Genomic DNA, 18,562 nt, shown 5'->3' on the forward strand with positions numbered 1-18,562 from the left:
TTTGAACACTCGATAGAGGGGCTTACGATGGCGAATGTCACCGTAGTGGAACCTAATACGCTGCTGCGTTTGGGTATCTTGAAGCTGCTGCAAACCCTCGACTGCGCGCTTGTCACGACGGGCATCGATTATGCTCAGCTGTTCCAGGGCGCCCCCCGAAAGGCCAACACCGATCTGATGCTGCTGTCCGTGCCGGGGGCGTACGACCAGATGATCGAACTCGTGTCGGCGGCCCAGCAACGCTACACGCCAAACCGCATCCTGCTGCTGTCCGACACCCAGACGCTGCCCTATTCCCTGCTCAATCTGCCGCCCGTGCTGGCTGGGTACATTTCCAAATACTCGTCACAAGACGTGCTGAAGACATCCGTCATGCTGGTCCTGGCGGGTGGAAAATGTTTCCCGCACCCGGACATGATCCACCAGGCCGGCGCAGGCGAAGGCGCCATCTCCCCTGACGGTGGGGCACCGCCGAAGCGCCGCTGGTACGACAAGCACGAAACACCCACCAGCGCCAGCACAGACGAGCCCCAGCCCGACAACCTGCTGAACCATCCCAAAACCGCGCCCGCCGCCCCCAAGCCACCGACCGAACCTCGCCAGGCGGAACTGGTCGGGCCGGCCAAAAGCCAGACCCTGACACCCGACCTTATCAGCCGGGAAGCGGACATGCTGCGTCTGACCCCACGGCAGTACGAAGTACTGGCCCTGCTGGCCAAAGGTTATCCACTGAAGAAAATCAGCCGCGAGCTGAACATCTCGGTCGCCACGGCCAAGACCCATACCGAGGCGTTGTACCAACGGCTGTCCGTCAACAACCGCAATGCGGCGGTCTATACCGCGGTATCCAGGGGGGCCACGCTCGGCTGGCACGAGACGCATGTCTCCAGCCCCCAACCGGTCGAATAGCCTTGCCTACCGGCGATGGCTGGATCCCGGGGTCTGGCCCTGACATCGCTCAAGCCGCAGCCGACCGGGTAGACAGACACCATTGCGCCAGGGTCCGGGCCGCCTGGCTGGCGGCTGCGTCCGGCAGATAGCGTGTCACGGGCTTTTTGTATGCCAGCGATTCGTGCAGGCTTTCATCCCGATAGATAGGTTGCGGCAACACGCGCGCGCCATAGCGGCAATGCCAGTCCAGAACGACGTCGCACTCCAGTTGCCGCCCGGGATCGAAGTCATTGATCAGCAGGTGGCTGGTGGCTTCCAGCCCGATTTGAGCCAACAGGACATGGGCGGCGATGTCAGGGCGCGCCACCAGGACGTCCAGCGTGCTGCGAAATCGCAGTGCCGGCGCCAGCCGGTTGGGGTACGGGGGACAGTCGAAGAGCACCCAATCGAAATCCCGGTCCAGATCGGGCAGCACCTGGAGCCAGAAATCATCACCGCGCAGCAGGTGCGACACGCCCGATTCCTCGATCGCCTTGCGCCCGAACGGCACCAGCGTCAGATGATCATCGAGCTCGAATGCCTGCTGCCGCCAGTCGGATGGAAATGGAGATGCCACCCAGCCATGTCCGTCCGCATGAGGCACGTCGAAATGCAGTCGCAACAGGTCAGAGGCGTTCAGGTCCACCAGCAATACCCGCTGATCAAGCGCATGCAGCGCATCGCCCAGCATCCCTGTGATGGTCGTGGTGCCGCCGCCGCCTCGGACACCGGTCAGGGTCATGAGGTTCATGATGAGACCCCGGAGGCAGGATCCATCTCGACGAGCGCGTCATCTTTCCCAGCCAGCGACCGATCGATTTCGGCGAGCAGGGGCCAGCGGGCCAGCGCTTCCTTGTGCGCTTCTTGTGTGGCCATCTCGACCGAGCGCGACACGCGCTCCTCCGGATGCATACGGGCAGCGACGAGATCATTCGCCTGCCCTCGGGATGCCTGCGCAACAATGAGTGGATGAACAGTCGGGTGTCTCACGGTACGATCTCCTATCCCTATCGCGCGTACGGGAGTCACAGCCTCGGGGAATTCACGACATTCTGTGTCTGATCACGATAAAGGTTTTCCTTCAGTATCAGTGAGGGGCAGATGGCTGATCGGCTGTTCGGATGAGGCCCGCGCATCGGATGACAGTCCCGGCAGAAACCGGGACCCGGTGTCGGGCCAGGGTGTTGGCCCGCCTATCGATGCTTGAAGTCCGGTTTGCGCTTTTCCACGAAGGCCTGCATGCCTTCCTTCTGGTCCTCGGTGGAGAACAAGGCATGGAAATTGCGCCGCTCGAACAACAGGGACTCATCCAGTGTGGCCTCGAAGGCGCGATTGACGCATTCCTTGGCCATCATCACGGAAGGCAGCGACATGGCGGCGATCACCGTGGCGGCCTCGATCGCCTCATCCAGCAGACGACCCACCGGGACGATGCGCGCCACCAGGCCGGCGCGCTCGGCTTCGACCACGTCCATCATGCGCCCCGTGAGCACCAGGTCCATGGCCTTGGCCTTGCCCACGGCACGTGGCAGGCGCTGCGTGCCGCCATAGCCGGGAATCACGCCCAGTTTGATTTCCGGCTGGCCGAATTTGGCGTTTTCCGCCGCGATAATGAAATCGCACAGCATGGCCAGTTCGCAGCCGCCGCCCAGCGCATAGCCGGAGACCGCTGCGATGATGGGTTTTCGGGCCCGCCTCAGGGCATCCCAGTTGCCCCCCAGATAATCAGCCTTGTAGACGTCCATGTATGACCAGTCCGCCATGGCGCCGATGTCGGCGCCAGCGGCAAACGCCTTTTCGCTGCCGGTCAGGACCATTGCGCCGATATTGTCATCGGCCTCGAACGCGCGGACCGCCGCCGACAGTTCGTCGATGACTGCATTGCTCAGTGCATTCAGGACCTGAGGACGATTCAGGGTCAACAGCCCCACACGCCCCCGGACTTCGACCTTTACCAGTGCTTCGCTCATGTTGCCTCCAAGTAAACTATCGGGATGAAAAATGAACTGATCCGCTACCGGGTGCAACTGGCTGATCCTGCCGGCCACCGCTACACCATCCGCCTGACGATTCCGCAGCCAGATCCGACGGGCCAGACCCTGCGGCTACCTGCCTGGATTCCCGGCAGCTACCTGATCCGTGATTTTGCCCGACAGATCGAAACTCTGCAGGCCCATGCCGGGGACAGCCCCATCGCGACCAGCAAGACGGACAGCCACACCTGGCGCTGTGCCCCGGTGGCCGGCCCACTGACTGTCGATTACACCGTCTACGCCTGGGATCTGTCGGTGCGCGGTGCGCACTTCGACGAAAGTCACGCGTTCTTCAATGGCTGCAGCCTGTTTCTGGCTGTGGCCGGACAGGAATCACAGCCTTGCCTGGTGGATCTGTGCCCACCCACGCACACGCGTGGCTGGCAGGTCCACACCAGCCTGCCGCCAGCCACTGACCAGCCGGATTGCGCACCACTGCGCGGCTTTGGTTGCTACCACGCCCACGACTACGACGCGCTGATCGACCACCCGGTGGAAATCGGCACACCGCAGTGCATCAGCTTCGAGGCCCACGGCGCCGTGCATGATCTGGTGTTCACCGGCGTCGCCCCGCAACTGGATCTGGCGCGCATCGCGGCCGACGTCCAGAAGATCTGTGCGACCCAGATCGAATTCTTCGAGCCCGAGTCCCGGCGCGCGCCCTTTCTGGACAGTGCGCAACGCTATGTCTTTCTGACGACGATCACCGGCGACGGCTATGGCGGCCTGGAACATCGCGCATCCACCGCCCTGATGACCAGCCGCCACGACCTGCCGGTTCATGGCCGCGCCGTGCCTGAAGGCTACGAGACCTTTCTGGGGCTGGTCAGCCACGAGTATTTCCACACTTGGAACGTCAAGCGCATCAAGCCGGCCGCCTTTGCGCCCTATGACCTGAGTCGCCCCAACCACACGCGGCTGCTCTGGGTCTTCGAAGGCTTCACCTCGTACTACGACGACCTTATGCTGCTGCGCGCTGGCGTGATCGACGAACCCGCCTACCTGAAGCTGCTCGCCAAAACCCTGGATCAGGTGATGCGCGCCGGCGGCCGCCTGAAGCAATCCGTGGCCGACAGCTCCTTCGACGCCTGGACGCGCTACTACAAGCAGGACGAGAACTCGCCCAATGCCCTGGTCAGCTACTACACCAAGGGATCCCTGGTCGCTCTGGGGCTGGATCTGGAGATCCGCCGCCAGACCCGGGACGCACACAGCCTGGATGACGTCATGCGTCTGCTCTGGGACCACTACGGCAGGGACTTCTTTCGCGGCCCCCCCATCGGCGTACCCGAGAACGCCCTTCCGGCGATCATCCACGAAGCCACAGGCGCGGACGTCGCCGACTTCATCGCCCGCTACGTCGAAGGCTGCGCGGATGTCCCGCTGAAGGCCGCGCTCGCCCGCGTGGGCATCGAATTGACGGGAAAACCGGAAAACACCCGGCCGACGCTGGACGTCCGCACACGAGCCGATGCGGGTGGTCTTCGCCTGGCTACTGTCTTCGAGAATGGCCCCGCCCACCGGGCGGGCCTGTCGGCCAATGACCTGCTGGTGGCGATCGATGGCCTGCGCGTCACGGATACCACCAGCCTGGATCGGCTGCTGGACGCCTATCAGCCGGGCAGCCGCGTCACCCTGCACGTCTTCCGCCGCGACGAACTGCGCCACTGCCGGGCGCGCCTGGGGCATCCTGGGCCGATCAAGCATCAGCTGCGGCGGATTCCGCTGGAGCAGCCGTCATGAACACCCGACGCGTCATCCTGGACGATCTGACCGTGTCCGCATCCATCGGTATGCTGGACCACGAACGGACGGCCAGGCAAGCCCTGCGCATCTACGCGGAATTCGACACAGACGCCTCGCGGCCCGTGGACGATGCCGACATCGGCAGTGTGCTGGACTACCGCCTGCTGCGCGAGGCCCTGATCCAGGAAGCCACGCAGGCCCACACCGATCTGCTGGAAACCCTGGTGGACCGTTCCCTGGTTCGCGTGCTGCGCGATTTTCCGGCGGTCCTGAGGGCCCGCATCCGCATCTGCAAACCACAGGCGTTCCCCGATTGCGTCGCCGTCTGCATCGAACAATCCCGCAGCCGCGCCCCAGTTGCCTGAAGCCATCCCATGTCCGAACTGATTCCGCCTCCGAAAACCACGCCTTTCGCGTCCCACGTCGACGCGCAGCCGCGCCCTGGCGAAGCCGCCGAACACAGGACAGCCACGGCCAAGCCAGAGGACCCGTCCGCGCGGCGTCACAGCGTCAACGAAAACAAACTGGTCAAGCGCCTGCTGCGCGAAACCGGCAAGGCCATCGGCGACTACGCCATGATCGAGAACGGCGACCGCGTCATGGTCTGCCTGTCGGGCGGCAAGGATTCCTACGGACTGCTGGACATCCTGCTGACGCTGCGCGAACGCGCGCCGATCGATTTCGAGATCATCGCCGTCAATCTGGACCAGAAGCAGCCCGGCTTTCCAGAACACGTCCTGCCCGACTACCTGAGTGCGCGCGGCATCCCCTTCCACATTGAAAACCAGGACACCTATTCCGTCGTCAAGCGGCTGATTCCGGAAGGCAAGACCACCTGTTCGCTGTGTTCGCGCCTGCGTCGCGGCATCCTGTACCGGGTGGCGCGCGAACTGGGCGCCACGAAAATCGCGCTGGGGCATCACCGCAACGACATCCTGGCCACGTTCTTCCTGAACCTGTTCTACGGCGGGCGCATGAAGGCCATGCCGCCCAAGCTCGTATCCGACAACGGCGAGCACGTCATCATCCGGCCGCTGGCGTATGTGCACGAAAAGGATCTGATCGCCTACGCAAAATTGCGCGAATTTCCGATCATCCCCTGCAATCTGTGCGGATCCCAGGAAAACCTGAAGCGCAAGGAAATCAGCCGCATGCTGGAGGAATGGGACCGGCACTTCACCAACCGCACCTGGAACATCTTCCGGGCGCTGTCGCACGTGGTGCCGTCGCACCTGATGGATCCACAGCTGATGGACTTCCAGCACCTGCGTTCGACAGGCAAGACGGATGCTGACGGCGACCGGGCGTTCGACGAGGAAGACTTCCCGGCGCCGGCGTTTTCGGAGGACGGCGATGACGCCGATGATGCGATCACGCAGGCGGATCATCGCGGGATACCAGGCCCTGAGGAACAGGTCATCATGCGCCCGCGCATCCGGCCCGCACCATAGAGCGCGCAGTCAGAGACTGGTCCGTTCCGGCCCGGCGACGGGCATTGCCGCATCCAGAAAAATGCGCACATGCGCCAGACGTTCCACCAGAAAATCAAGGAATACCCGGGCTCTCGCCGGCATCATCCGCGATGGATACAAGGCGATCAGCGGCAGCGGCTCGAACTCCCAGCCCGGCAACACCCTGATCAGTCCGGCAGGAGGCATATCCTGAACGGACAATGGGACGATGCCAGCCCCCGACTCGGCCATGCGCCGCATCAGCAGCACATGATTGAGGGCGATACGGCCTTTCACCCGGACCTGCTGCTCCTGGCCGGACTGCGAAAACAGTTGCCAGATGGAATCCCCCCGCTCGGTGCTCGCCCGGACACATTCATGATCGACCAGGTCGGCGGGCTGCGCAGGCACGCCATGCGCGTGCAGGTAATCGGCGGACGCATAAAGGCCCCGGGTAATCAGGCCCAGCCGACGCGATACGATGCTGGAATCCTCAGGTTGCGCAACCCGGATCACGATGTCATAGGGGTCCGAATGCAGATCGATTTTGCGAATGCTCAGGTCATATTCGCATTCGATTTCCGGGTAGCGCCGCGAGAATTCCCATAGAGGTTCCTGCAGGATGGCCGTGGCCAGGCTGGAAGGCATCGAGACCTTCAGCCGGCCACGCGGGTTGTACGCCCCCTCGATCAGCATCTCATGGGCGATGCGCGCCTCCTCGATGATATGCTGGCATCGCGAAAAATAGGCGGCTCCCGCCTCCGTCAGCATGACCTTGCGCGTGGAGCGATTGAGCAGCTGCACGCCGATGGTTTTCTCGAGCTGGGTGATGTGCCTGGATATCGTCGAGGCCGGCATGTCCAGTGCCTCCGCTGCCCGCGTGAAGCCATGGCTGCGAGCGACCTCCACGAAGACTTCAATATCATTGAGCGATGGGGTCATGGTGCGTCGACGCGAATGCTTGGGAATGGTTGACTTCCCCGCATTGTCGCGCAATCCCGTCTGGATTACCCCCGAAAATGGAAAGCTGAATTCGCGCCAGACCTATTTATTGCATTGCACCAAAAGCGCAGACTGTCTTTCACCGAGGCAGGACAAGGCGCGCAACACGGAAAGCCCGCAGCGCCCTGCCTGAAGATCCACTCTGAAATGAAGGAAACCATCATGAAAGTCGCTTCCGCGCTTACCGCTCTGACTTTGGGACTTGCCAGCGTCGGCCTGGCTCAGGCCGCAGGAACCTCGCCCGCGCAAATGCCGTCGCAGGCCGGCCACGATCCGTACTATCCAACCCTGCAGACCCAGAGCACCGAGACCCACGCCCAGATTCAACAGGAACTGCACCAGGCACAGGCCCAGGGGCTGGTGACAAACGGTCATGACCCGTACTACCCCAAGGAAGGCGCCGTCAGCACGCAGACGCGTAGCCAGGTGGTCCACCAACTGCAACAGGCGGGCGGCTTGAGCAACAACTCAGGTCATAACCCCTATTACCCGACCAACCCGGCGGCCTGATCGGCCCGCTCGACGAGAGAGCCCCACGGGAGCGACATCACTGCGGGGCTGGTCAACAGCCGGCGACCTGCGCCCGATGTTGACTTGAGCCAACGAAGTATTGTTCATTGACACAATACTTCGTTGGCTCAATATTTTTGGCTTCAACCATAAACCATCTGATGCATCACATACGGCGGATCGTGCGCCGCATCATGGACGACATGACTGGACGATTTTTAAAAATCGTTTAGCATGCTGGTTTTCAAAGGATTGAATTGGTGGGCGGTACAAGGTTCGAACTTGTGACCCCTGCCGTGTGAAGGCAGTGCTCTACCACTGAGCTAACCGCCCAATCGGATGCCGTCAGAATCAGCGCGAGAAACGCCAGGACGGCCGACTGGAAAGACGAAGATTGTACACGAAACCCGATAGTGGTGCAGACCGTCAGCCCTGAGCCGCGTCGGGCGACTCTGGTGCGGCCGGCGATTCGATTTCGCGCCACAGGCTGCGGCCCCCGGACGCTTTATCCAGCCCATCCAGATAGGCCTCATGAGCCTGAAGATCGGCCTCTGTCACCTGAATCACCGGCAGGCTGGAAGTATCGAAGCGGATCGCGGCGCCACCCGCACCCGCAACGGTATCCGTGCCCGGGGTATCAGCCCCGTCGCCCAGCAGGGAATCCTGCCCCCGGGTCATGGCCAGCCAGACCTCGCCGAGCAGTTCGGAATCCAGCAGGGCGCCATGCAGTGTCCGGTGCGCATTGGAGATCCCGAACCGGTCGCACAAGGCATCCAGGTTGTTGCGTTTGCCCGGGAACATCTCGCGCGCGACCAACAGCGAATCCGTGATCTTGGCGCACAACTGGGTAAAAGGCGGAAGCTTCGCGCGCTTGAGTTCGGCATTCAAGAACTTCACGTCGAACGCCGCGTTATGGATGATGACCTCGGCATCCTGCACGAAATCCACCAGTTGCTGCGCGATTTCCGGGAAGCGAGGGTGGCCGGACAGGAATTTCGTCGTCAGTCCATGCACCTGCAGCGCTTCCGGGTCACTGTCGCGATCCGGGTTCAGGTACAGGTGCAGATGATGATCGGTGACACGCCGATTGACGATCTCGACGCAGGCCAGCTCGACCACCCGGTGGCCTTGTTCGGGCTCCAGGCCCGTGGTTTCAGTATCCAGGACGATCTGGCGCATAGGAATCTTCAATCAGAAAAGAGAGGACAAACAACGAGAGCAAAGGCCCGAGGGGCTCACGAATCTGGCTGCCCACGCAGGAAAGCCGGCCGATCCCACCTGGTCAAACGGCCCGGCTCAGGTCTTCCACGCCCTGATTGGCCAGGGCATCGGCGCGCTCGTTGCCCGGGTCGCCGGCGTGGCCCTTGACCCAGCGCCAGTGTAATTCATGCTGGCTGGCCAGCCCGTCCAGGTCCTGCCACAAATCGGCATTCTTCACGGGCTTCCTGTCGGCTGTGCGCCAATCGCGCCGCTTCCAGTTGGGCAGCCACTCGGTCATGCCCTTTTGCACATAGACCGAATCCGTATGCACCGTCACGACACAACGTCGTTTGAGCACCCGCAGCGCCTGGATGACCGCCATCAGTTCCATGCGATTGTTGGTGGTGAGCGGCTCGCCGCCGTAAAGCGCCTTTTCGTGCGGCCCCTGACGCAGCAGGGCGCCCCAGCCGCCAGGCCCTGGATTGCCCTTGCAGGCCCCGTCCGTCCAGATATCCACCAAAGGCTCGGCCATCTATGTCCTACTGTTTCGATTACAGCACTCACAGCGCGTCGAGACGCCCATGAATGCCCGATGTGTGTTCAGATCAGCCGCCCAGGTCATCGACCCGGTTGGCAACCGGTGCGACGGCTTCCCGGCGCTCGCGCCGTCGGTGCCCCTTGCGCCAGGCTGGGCCCACCAGCCGCATGCCGGTGACCCGTTTGACGGCTGCGATCGCATAGACCGCGCCGCAGGCCGGCCACCATCGGTCGCCCGCATGTTCCAGGAAATGCCAGCGCTGCAGCCAGGTCGACGTGGCGCACAGGGGCACGTAGCAGCCGAACCGCCCGCGATCGAGCTCGAAGGATAACAGCTTGAACCAATCCTTCAGCCGGGACGGCGACACCTGGGACGGCACGGGCACCGGCAGCTGCAGGGCCAGACCCGGCAGGGATTCCCGCAGGCCCCACAGGCTGTACGGATTGAAGCCGGTGAGGACCACACGCCCCTCGGGCATCAGGATCCGTTCGACTTCGCGCAGTGCCTGATGGGGCTCGTTGCACCATTCCAGCGTATGCGGCATCACCAGCAGATCCACGCTCTGGGAATCGAAGGGCAGTTGTTCCGGTTCGCAGATCAGACGCCCCGCTCGCGTGCCGAACGGCGCGCTGGGGCTGTGCGCCCAGACCTTGTAGGGGATGCGGTTGGCCTGGAGCAAGTCCCAGTGCGGCAGGCCAAGTTGTATGGCATGATAGCCGAATGCATTGCTGACCATGGCATCGACCTGACGCTGTTCCCAGGCGCGCACGTACTGCCCGACCGGGGTTTCCAGCCATTCCGCCAATTCGATCGGCATTGCGCGTTGCGGTGCCACCCTGCCTCCTTTGCCATGAAACTTGCCAACCCGACCCAAGACGCGCCGGCCACCCTGACGCCCATCCCGGCGCTGTCGGACAACTATATCTGGATGGTACAGAAAAACGGGCATGCGATCGTGGTCGACCCCGGTGAAGCCGCCCCGGTCGAATCTCTGCTGACCCACGGCCTGATCCTGGAAGCCATCCTGATCACCCACCATCACCAGGACCACGTCGGCGGGGTGCGGGCATTACAACAGCGAACTGGGGCGCGCGTCTATGGCCCCCGCCACGAAAACCTCCCGGTCTGCGACGTCCGCCTGACCGAAGGCGACCTCGTCGACCTGCCCGGCACAGGGCTGCAGTTTCAGGTGCTGGACATCCCGGGACACACCGCCGGACACATCGCATACGTCGGACTGCTGGACCCGGATCGCCCCGCGATTTTCTGCGGCGACACGCTGTTTGCCGCCGGCTGCGGACGCCTCTTTGAAGGCACCCCTGCACAAATGCTCGAATCCTTGAGTAAAATCGGGTGTTTGCCGCCGGATACCCTGGTGTGCTGCGCACACGAATACACGACGGCCAACATCCGCTGGGCCCTGCAGGTCGAACCGGCTAACGCCGCCTTGCAGGTCCGTGCTCAGGATACGGCGCGCCTGCGCGCCCAGGGCCTGCCGACCGTCCCGTCGCGCCTGGACCTGGAACTGCGGACCAATCCGTTCCTGCGCGCCCGGCACCCGGACGTCCGGGCCGCGGCCAGTCAACATGCCGCAACACTGCTGGATACACCGCAGGCGGTCTTCGCGTGTCTGCGTCAATGGAAAAACGACTTCACATGATCGACTCATGAAAATTCTGCGACTGATCCTGCCGCTGATCCTGGTGGTGCTGGCCGGCTGCGCCACGCGCCCGACTTCCACCAACCAGCGCCAGGCCTACGTGGCGGAAGACACCTCGCGCACCGTCGACCTGACCCACCCGCCTCGCGACATGTGGGACCGCATCCGACGGGGGTTCGCCATCCCGAACCTGCGCAGCGAACGGGTGGACTACTGGACCGACTACTACGCCGCACACCCGCAATCGGTGCTGCTCATGAGCCAGCGGGCCGGCAAATATCTGTACTACATCGTCGACGAACTGAACCGGCGCGGCCTGCCCACCGAACTGGCCTTGCTGCCATTCGTGGAATCCGCCTACGACCCCAACGCACTGTCGCGGTCCCAGGCGTCGGGCCTGTGGCAGTTCATCCCCAGCACCGGCCTGCACTATAAACTGCAGCAGGACCGATGGCGCGACCAGCGGCGCGACCCGGTGGCCTCGACCCAGGCCGCACTGGATTATCTCAGCTACCTGTACGACTTCCAGGGCGACTGGTATCTGGCGCTGGCGTCCTACAACTGGGGCGAAGGCGCGGTCAAACGAGCCATGGACAAGGCCGAGACCACCGGCAGCCAGCCTATCTACACCCAACTGGACATGCCGGACGAAACCCGCAATTACGTCCCCAAACTCCAGGCAATCAAGAACATCATCGCCCGTCCGGACAAATACGGCATCACGCTGCCCAACGTCAGCAACACCCCCTACTTCACGACTGTCCACAAAACTCGGGACATGGACGTTGCCGTGGCCGCCGCGCTGGCGGAAATGCCGATCGACGACTTCCGGGCGCTAAACCCATCGTACAACCGCCCGGTCATCCTCGGCGAGCACAACCCGGCCCTGCACCTGCCCCTGGACAAGGTCGCTGTCTTCAACGACAACCTGAAAACCTATACCGGTCGCCTGTCATCGTGGCGGGTCGTTCATCCGCAACGCGGCCAATCGCTGGCCAGCATCGCCAAATCCAGCGGCATCACGCTCGATCAGCTGCGCCAGGCCAACAATCTGGATGCCAGACAAACGCGGGTCACGGTCGCCACACTGCTGATCCCGGCGGCGCCGGGCTCGACCCCGGCCGAGGGCGGCATCCAGCTCGCGGCCTATTCCCAGGGCACGTCCGACCCGGATTCCCAGGCCACCCCCGCGCGGGCCGACACGCCCCGCCAGACCGCCCCCGAACCATCCCGCCTGCGCACTGTGCGCCTGAATGCTCAGCCCAGCGCACGCACGCACACGATCCGCAAGGGCGATACCCTGTTTTCGCTGGCGCGCCGCTACAACACATCGGTGGACGCGCTGCGCAAGCTCAACAATCTGAAGAGCACGTCCCTGTCCACGGGGCAGCGCCTGCGTGTCCCCGGCACAGGCGTGCAAAGTTAAAAGTTTTTTAAGGACCAACACACCATGGGTTTTCTGAACGGCAAACGCATCCTGATCACGGGTGTTATCTCGAACCGCTCCATCGCCTACGGCATCGCGCACGCCTGCCGCGCCCAAGGGGCGGAACTTGCCCTCACCTACGTCGGCGAACGCTTCGAGGACCGTGTCCGCGGCTTTGCCAAGGAACTTGGCAGTGACATCGTCATCCCCTGCGACGTGTCCGACGATGCCCAGATCGAATCGACCTTCGCCACCCTGCGCCAGCACTGGGACAGCCTGGACGGGCTGGTGCACTCCATCGGATTTGCGCCGCGCGACGCTCTGGAAGGCGACTTCCTGGACGGCATGACACGGGAAAACTTCCGTATTGCCCATGACATTTCCGCCTACAGCTTTCCGGCGCTGGCCAAGGCCGCCCTGCCGCTGCTGGAAGGCCGCAATGGCTCGGTGCTGACGCTCACCTACCTGGGCGCGGAAAAAGCCATTCCCAACTACAATATGATGGGCCTGGCCAAGGCGTCCCTGGAAGCCAGCGTGCGCTACCTGGCCAAATCTTTAGGCAAAAAGGGCCTGCGCGCCAACGGCATTTCCGCCGGCCCCATCAAGACGCTGGCTGCCAGCGGCATCCGCGACTTCTCCAACATGCTGAAATACGTCGAGTCGCAATCCCCGCTGGGCCGCAACGTCACCATCGAGGACGTTGGCAATGCCGCATCCTTCCTGCTGTCGGATCTGGCCTCCGGCATCACCGGCGAGATCCTGCACGTCGATTGCGGGTTCTCGAACACCGTGCCCGGGATGGATTGATAATCCCCTCTTTCAAGCACCCAGGCTGACCCTCCATGGCCACGTCGGAACAGGAAAGAAACCAGACCAAGCTGCAAGGCTTCCTGGAAGACAAGCTGAAATGGCACGACTACACCCATCTGGTCGTCGCCGACGAGGACATGGACCCGGCCACCTGGTTCATCCACACGATCGGTCTGGCCCGCTCTGGCCAGCCGGAACTCATCATCACCGGCGCGATGGATCATGCCCTGGCCATGGACGTCATCAGCGATGTCGTGGCCTACGGCAACCGGGGTGGCGGCCTGGCCGACGGTGTGCTGCCACACGGCCAGGTCCGCATTCCCGTGATGCTGAAGGACGTCTCCACCCCATTCGTGCGCAAGCAGCGAGTCGCCCAGGCCAGCAGCCGCTTCGGTGAATCGATCCGGGTCTTCCAGATCGCCTGGGCCGACACGGCGGGCCGCTTTCCGGACGATCCGCTGTACGACCAGCACGACCATCCCCAGCAGGCCCTCTGGATCGACCCCCCGGCGACCTGACTCCAAAGCGGCTGCCAAACACAGTAACGGCAGACCACGCGGGTCCGTAGCCCCCCATCGCGATGCCTCGGAGAGGAAGCGGTCGTGTCGCGCGGTGCGCAGGTGGAACCGCACGATCAGCCCTAGCCGACAGTCGTTCCGCAATGCGCTGCCGCTGATTCAGTTGCCCCAGGCGCTCAGGCTCGCCGCATTTCCATCAGACGCGCATCGCCCTCAGCGCCGTCGCCCAGCGCGACAGTTCGTCCAGCATCGTCACGGCCGAGGCGTCGATCAGCTCATTGGAGGCGAATTCGCCGTTGTCCTGGATGTGCTTTTGCACCATAGGAACGGCGACGCCTTCGACCATGGGCACCATCTTCAGCGTGGTGATCTGCAGCTTGGCCGCCTGGGCCGCCCGCAGACCGCCGGAGACGCCGCCATAGCTGACGAACCCGCAGGGCTTGTAGTTCCATTCCTTGTAGACGAAATCCAGCGCGTTCACCAGAGCGGGCGGTGCGCTGTAGTTGTATTCGGGCGTGACGAAGATATATGCGTCGGCGCTCGCCACGCTGGCGCTCCAGCGCTTGGTGTGGTCGTGCTCGTATTGCTGCATGCGGGGGTGCACGGGTTCATCGTAAAGAGGCAGCTTGAAGTCGGCCAGATCGACGAGCTCGACGTCGAACTGGTTGTGGCCGACCGCGAATTTGTGGAACCAGCGTGCGACAGCGGGGCCGACACGGCCCGGGCGGGTGCTGCAGATGATGACTTGAAGCTTGAGTGACATCGTGTGTTTCCTTGTTCTAGGACGCGCTTACGATAATCGGGAATGCACCGGAAGAACAAGCGGGCCGAAACCACGATCCACGACATCTGGGAAATCGTCCCGTAGGCGACAGCGCCGTGGGACTCGATCATTCTCCGAGATATGCAGCGCGGACTTTCGGGTCATCAAGCATATCGCTGGCATTTCCTGACATCGTGATGGAGCCCGAGTCCATCACATAGCCGCGGTTGGCGGCTTGCAACGCGAGGCGAGCATTCTGTTCGACGAGCAGCACGGTGAGCCCTTCCTTCGAAATATCGCGCACCACCTCGAAGATCTTCTCAACCATGATCGGCGAGAGTCCCATCGAGGGCTCGTCGAGCAGCAGCAATTTGGGCTTGCTGATCAACGCCCGCGCCATCGCGAGCATCTGCTGCTCGCCGCCCGAAAGCGTGCCCGCAAGCTGCTTGGCCCGTTCCTTCAAGCGTGGGAAGTAGCCAAACATGCGGTCGACATCCTTCTGGATGCCGTCGGCGTCGTTTCGTAGATACGCGCCCATTTGCATGTTCTCGAGAATCGACATGCGGGCGAAAATCCCCCGTCCCTCCGGCACCATCGCGAGACCGCGCTTGAGCAGCTCGTACGCCGGGATCCCTTTGATCGACTGGCCCTGGTACTGGATATCGCCCCCAGAATAGAGCTGCAGGCCCGTGATCGCCCTCATCGTCGTCGTCTTGCCCGCGCCGTTCGCGCCGATCAGCGTCACGAGCTCGCCCTGGCCGATTTCCATGTCGACGCCTTTCACTGCCTGAATGCCGCCGTAATTGACTCGCAGGCCCTTGATTTTCAACATTGTCGCGGCCATCAGTGACTCCCTGCTCCCAGATATGCCTCAATCACCTTAGGGTCCTTCTGTACGTCTTGCGGCTGCCCCTCCGCGATCACATTGCCGTAATCGAGCACCGTGATGCGGTCGCACAGGTGCATCATGAGCTTCACATCGTGCTCAATCAGCAGGATCGTCTTGCCATCGTCGCGAATCTTCTCGAGCAGTCGCGTGAGCTCGACCTTTTCGGTCGCGTTCATCCCCGCGGCTGGCTCGTCGAGCGCGAGCAGCTTCGGGTCGGTCGCGAGCGCCCGTGCGATCTCGAGCCGCCGTTGGTGGCCGTATGACAGGTTGCGCGCCGTATAGTCGGCGTACTGTGGCACGCCGACGTACTCGAGCAGTTCGAGCGAACGCTGCTTGATCTCGCGCTCCTCCCGGCGCTCGGCCGGCGTCTGAAACACCGCGCCGAAGAGGCCATGCTTCGTGCGCACATGACGCCCAACCATGACGTTCTCAAGCGCCGTCATGCCGCCGAACAGGCGAATGTTCTGGAATGTGCGCGCGATGCCTGCCTCGGCCACCTGGTGGACTGCCGTCGGCGCATAGGGCTTACCGTCCAGCACAAACTCGCCCGAATCGGGCGTATAGAGTCCGGTGATGACATTGAAAAACGTCGTCTTCCCCGCTCCATTCGGCCCGATCAGGCCGTAAATCTGCCCTGCCTCGATTTGCAGGCCCACTTCCGTGAGGGCCTGCAGGCCACCGAAACGCTTGTTCACGCCCTTGATGGACAAACGGATATCGTTGCTCATGGGGTTTTCTCCCGCCGTACCTTCAAGCATCATGCGCGCACCGGCTGATCCCCGCCGTTTCGCTTGGCCAGTTTCGCGATCTTGTCCTCGTGCTTCGCGGCCGGCCACAGGCCTTCCGAGCGATACAGCATGATGAGCACCATCGCAAGACCGTACAACAGCTGACGGATCACTTCCGTGTCGATAACCTCGTGCCCGAACAGCGCATGCTGCAGCGGCCCCATCGTTGAGCGCAGGAACTCGGGGAACACGGTCAGCAACACGGCGCCGAGGATCACACCCGGTATATGCCCCATGCCACCGAGCACGACACAGACAAGCACGACAACCGATTCCCAGAACGTGAACGATTCGGGCGAGACGAACCCCTGGAACCCGGCGAACATCGCCCCCGACAGGCCGCCGAACGACGCCCCCATCGCGAAGGCGAGCAGTTTCACGTTCCGTGTGTTGATCCCCATCGCCTTCGCCGCGATCTCGTCTTCGCGAATCGCCGCCCAGGCGCGACCGATGCGAGAGTGCTGTAACCGCGTGCAGGTCCAGATCGTCAGCAGCGCGCAGAGCACGAACAGGTAGTAATAGAAGTAGACAGGCGTGAGCTGGAAACCAAAAATTGTGTGCGTCTGCGATAGGCTGAAGCCGCCCACATGCACGGGATCGATGCCTGTGATCCCCTGCGGGCCATTCGTGATGTTGATCGGCTGGTCGAGATTGTTCATGAAGATGCGGATGATCTCACCGAAGCCGAGCGTCACGATCGCGAGATAGTCGCCGCGCAGGCGCAGCGTCGGCGCGCCGAGCAGCACGCCGAACAAGGCTGCGAGCCCCATGGCGACCAGCACAACAATGAAGTACGGTAGATGCATGCCTCCCGGCCAGATCTGGTTGATCCACTCGAACTGATTGGCCAAGTGCGGCGACGTCAAAAGCGCGGCCGTATAAGCACCCACGGCATAGAAAGCGATGTAGCCGAGATCCAGCAGACCGGCAAAGCCCACCACCACGTTCAGCCCCAGCGCGAGCATCACGTAGAGCATCGCAAAATCCAGCACACGCACCCAATAGTTGCCGCCAACCGCGCCGATCAAAAACGGCGCCGAGATCACAAGTGCGGTCACCAGAATCCGCTGGACGCGGGCGTTGCGTGCACGAGCCTCCGTGCCGAGCGCCTCGTTATATTGAAAGGAACTCACGATCCATGTCTCCTTTTTTCATATTCCCGAACTCAGGCGCGATCCGCGACACGTTCGCCCAGTAATCCGGACGGGCGGAACACGAGCACGAGGATCAGGGCGATGAATGCAAATACGTCCTGGTAATTGCTGCCAAAGACGCCATTCGTGATATCACCGATATAACCCGCGCCGAGTTGCTCGATCAAACCAAGCAATATGCCGCCAACCATCGCGCCGCCCAGGTTGCCGATGCCGCCGAGCACAGCGGCGGTAAACGCTTTCAGACCGGGAATGAAGCCCATGTAGAAATGCACGTTTCCGTATTCGGAGGCGATCATCACACCCGCCAATGCCGCGAGTGCGGATCCGATCATGAAGGTCGCCGAGATCACGAAATTCGGATTCACGCCCATCAGGCTTGCGACGCCCGGATTCTCGGCGATCGCGCGCATCGCACGGCCCATCTTCGTCTTGTGCACGAGCAGCAGCAGCCCGACCATGACAACGATGGCGGTGAATATGATCACAAGCTCGGTCGCCGAAATGACGACACCTGGCGACGTGTTGGTCGCAGTAATGACGTCAATGGGATCCGTGGAAATCAATTGTGGAAACGATAAGGGATTCCGCCCCCAGACGATCATCGCCACCGTCTGAAGCAGGATCGACACGCCAATTGCGGTAATCAGAGGCACCAGCCTCGGGGCGCGACGCAGGGGTCGGTAAGCAACCCGCTCCATTGTGAAGCCAAGTCCCGCGCATATGGCCATCGCAACCAGCAAAGCAATCACCAGAATCGGAACATTGCCGAGCTCGGGCGCATACGCCTGCAATACATTCATCGCGGAGAGCGCGACCATCGCGCCCACCATCAGCACGTCACCGTGTGCAAAATTGATGATGCCGAGAATCCCATAAACCATCGTGTAGCCCAACGCGATGATCGCGTAGACGCTACCCAGCACCAGACCATTCAAGATCTGCTGGACTAATATGTCCATATCCACACACTCCTGATTCGGCGGTCGCAGTGGGCCACCAGGGACGGCTTGATCCCGCCTCTCTGGAAAGGCCTGCCGCTGGATCGGACCGCCAATTACGGTCCGCAGCAAGACATGAAGCCAAGACCGGCCACAGCCGCAGCTATGGCGATCTGAGAGAGGGATTGCCTCTATACCCTGCC

Annotated in this window: 20 protein-coding genes, 1 tRNA gene and 1 pseudogene; 9 read left to right on the top strand and 13 right to left on the bottom strand. The window is 62.5% G+C overall.

From position 1 onward, the window contains the following. Positions 1-27 precede the first annotated feature (27 nt). Positions 28-909, top strand: coding sequence for a LuxR C-terminal-related transcriptional regulator (locus tag ABCV34_RS10420; RefSeq protein ID WP_345796158.1), 882 nt, complete (start codon positions 28-30; stop codon positions 907-909). Between the two features lie 49 nt (positions 910-958). Here ABCV34_RS10420 and bcsQ read toward each other — a convergent pair whose 3' ends face one another. From bcsQ to ABCV34_RS10435, 3 genes are all read right to left on the bottom strand, one after another. Next, positions 959-1,681, bottom strand: coding sequence for a cellulose biosynthesis protein BcsQ (gene bcsQ, locus ABCV34_RS10425; protein WP_345796159.1), 723 nt, complete (start codon positions 1,679-1,681; stop codon positions 959-961). Further along, the gene (locus ABCV34_RS10430) at positions 1,678-1,920 is read right to left on the bottom strand and encodes a hypothetical protein (protein WP_345796160.1); all 243 of its coding nucleotides are present in this window, start codon (positions 1,918-1,920) and stop codon (positions 1,678-1,680) included. The genes bcsQ and ABCV34_RS10430 overlap by 4 nt, the downstream gene beginning before the upstream one ends. A gap of 203 nt (positions 1,921-2,123) precedes the next feature. Continuing rightward, the gene (locus ABCV34_RS10435; RefSeq protein ID WP_345796161.1) at positions 2,124-2,900 is read right to left on the bottom strand and encodes an enoyl-CoA hydratase; all 777 of its coding nucleotides are present in this window, start codon (positions 2,898-2,900) and stop codon (positions 2,124-2,126) included. 24 nt (positions 2,901-2,924) lie between these two features. On the opposite strand from ABCV34_RS10435, the gene ABCV34_RS10440 reads away from it, so the two are divergent. The 3 genes from ABCV34_RS10440 (at position 2,925) to ttcA (ending at position 6,160) form a co-directional block, all read left to right on the top strand. Beyond that, on the top strand, positions 2,925-4,706 hold the full coding sequence (locus ABCV34_RS10440) for a PDZ domain-containing protein (protein WP_345796162.1): 1,782 nt from the start codon (positions 2,925-2,927) through the stop codon (positions 4,704-4,706). Next, positions 4,703-5,074, top strand: a complete 372-nt coding sequence (locus ABCV34_RS10445) for a dihydroneopterin aldolase (protein WP_345796163.1) — start codon at positions 4,703-4,705, stop codon at positions 5,072-5,074. Before ABCV34_RS10440 ends, ABCV34_RS10445 begins: the two co-directional genes overlap by 4 nt. 159 nt (positions 5,075-5,233) lie before the next feature. After that, complete coding sequence (ttcA, locus tag ABCV34_RS10450) at positions 5,234-6,160, top strand: tRNA 2-thiocytidine(32) synthetase TtcA (RefSeq protein ID WP_345798762.1); 927 nt, start codon at positions 5,234-5,236, stop codon at positions 6,158-6,160. Between the two features lie 9 nt (positions 6,161-6,169). On the opposite strand, the gene ABCV34_RS10455 is transcribed toward ttcA, so the two are convergent. Next, a complete protein-coding gene (locus ABCV34_RS10455; RefSeq protein WP_345796164.1) occupies positions 6,170-7,102 on the bottom strand; it encodes a LysR family transcriptional regulator in 933 nt (310 codons plus the stop codon). 222 nt (positions 7,103-7,324) lie between these two features. On the opposite strand from ABCV34_RS10455, the gene ABCV34_RS10460 reads away from it, so the two are divergent. After that, on the top strand, positions 7,325-7,672 hold the full coding sequence (locus ABCV34_RS10460) for a DUF4148 domain-containing protein (RefSeq protein ID WP_345796165.1): 348 nt from the start codon (positions 7,325-7,327) through the stop codon (positions 7,670-7,672). A 258-nt stretch (positions 7,673-7,930) separates the two neighbouring features. Here the strand turns inward: ABCV34_RS10460 and ABCV34_RS10465 are convergent. The 4 genes from ABCV34_RS10465 to ABCV34_RS10480 all read right to left on the bottom strand — a co-directional run bounded on the left by ABCV34_RS10465 (position 7,931) and on the right by ABCV34_RS10480 (position 10,227). Further along, positions 7,931-8,005 (bottom strand) — tRNA-Val (locus ABCV34_RS10465). Positions 8,006-8,098: 93 nt separating this feature from the next. Next, positions 8,099-8,851: a DNA polymerase III subunit epsilon gene (dnaQ, locus tag ABCV34_RS10470; protein ID WP_345796166.1), complete on the bottom strand. Its 753-nt coding sequence runs from the start codon at positions 8,849-8,851 to the stop codon at positions 8,099-8,101. Between the two features lie 103 nt (positions 8,852-8,954). After that, positions 8,955-9,404, bottom strand: coding sequence for a ribonuclease HI (gene rnhA / locus ABCV34_RS10475; RefSeq protein ID WP_345796167.1), 450 nt, complete (start codon positions 9,402-9,404; stop codon positions 8,955-8,957). Positions 9,405-9,477: 73 nt separating this feature from the next. Continuing rightward, on the bottom strand, positions 9,478-10,227 hold the full coding sequence (locus ABCV34_RS10480; protein WP_345796168.1) for a methyltransferase domain-containing protein: 750 nt from the start codon (positions 10,225-10,227) through the stop codon (positions 9,478-9,480). A 33-nt stretch (positions 10,228-10,260) separates the two neighbouring features. On the opposite strand from ABCV34_RS10480, the gene gloB reads away from it, so the two are divergent. From gloB to ABCV34_RS10500, 4 genes are read left to right on the top strand one after another with little or no spacing between them, the layout of a single operon-like run. Beyond that, positions 10,261-11,070 carry a hydroxyacylglutathione hydrolase gene (gene gloB / locus ABCV34_RS10485; RefSeq protein ID WP_345796169.1) on the top strand — a complete coding sequence of 270 codons (810 nt, stop codon included), beginning with the start codon at positions 10,261-10,263 and terminating at the stop codon, positions 11,068-11,070. Between the two features lie 7 nt (positions 11,071-11,077). Further along, on the top strand, positions 11,078-12,496 hold the full coding sequence (locus ABCV34_RS10490) for a transglycosylase SLT domain-containing protein (protein ID WP_345796170.1): 1,419 nt from the start codon (positions 11,078-11,080) through the stop codon (positions 12,494-12,496). A 24-nt stretch (positions 12,497-12,520) separates the two neighbouring features. Beyond that, positions 12,521-13,303, top strand: coding sequence for an enoyl-ACP reductase FabI (gene fabI, locus ABCV34_RS10495; protein WP_345796171.1), 783 nt, complete (start codon positions 12,521-12,523; stop codon positions 13,301-13,303). 35 nt (positions 13,304-13,338) lie between these two features. Continuing rightward, positions 13,339-13,824: a DUF4262 domain-containing protein gene (locus ABCV34_RS10500; RefSeq protein ID WP_345796172.1), complete on the top strand. Its 486-nt coding sequence runs from the start codon at positions 13,339-13,341 to the stop codon at positions 13,822-13,824. A gap of 196 nt (positions 13,825-14,020) precedes the next feature. On the opposite strand, the gene ABCV34_RS10505 is transcribed toward ABCV34_RS10500, so the two are convergent. The 5 genes and pseudogenes from ABCV34_RS10505 to ABCV34_RS10525 form a co-directional block, all read right to left on the bottom strand. Further along, positions 14,021-14,587 carry an NAD(P)H-dependent oxidoreductase gene (locus ABCV34_RS10505; RefSeq protein ID WP_345796173.1) on the bottom strand — a complete coding sequence of 189 codons (567 nt, stop codon included), beginning with the start codon at positions 14,585-14,587 and terminating at the stop codon, positions 14,021-14,023. Positions 14,588-14,714: 127 nt separating this feature from the next. After that, positions 14,715-15,431 carry an ABC transporter ATP-binding protein gene (locus ABCV34_RS10510; protein WP_345796174.1) on the bottom strand — a complete coding sequence of 239 codons (717 nt, stop codon included), beginning with the start codon at positions 15,429-15,431 and terminating at the stop codon, positions 14,715-14,717. Continuing rightward, positions 15,431-16,204: an ABC transporter ATP-binding protein gene (locus ABCV34_RS10515; protein WP_345796175.1), complete on the bottom strand. Its 774-nt coding sequence runs from the start codon at positions 16,202-16,204 to the stop codon at positions 15,431-15,433. Before ABCV34_RS10515 ends, ABCV34_RS10510 begins: the two co-directional genes overlap by 1 nt. 29 nt (positions 16,205-16,233) lie before the next feature. Continuing rightward, a pseudogene (locus ABCV34_RS10520) lies at positions 16,234-17,310 on the bottom strand (ABC transporter ATP-binding protein); the annotation flags it as partial. Positions 17,311-17,429: 119 nt separating this feature from the next. Further along, on the bottom strand, positions 17,430-18,380 hold the full coding sequence (locus ABCV34_RS10525; RefSeq protein WP_345796176.1) for a branched-chain amino acid ABC transporter permease: 951 nt from the start codon (positions 18,378-18,380) through the stop codon (positions 17,430-17,432). Positions 18,381-18,562: the final 182 nt, after the last annotated feature.

Source organism: Castellaniella sp. MT123 (genome assembly GCF_039614765.1).
Lineage (GTDB): Bacteria > Pseudomonadota > Gammaproteobacteria > Burkholderiales > Burkholderiaceae_B > Castellaniella.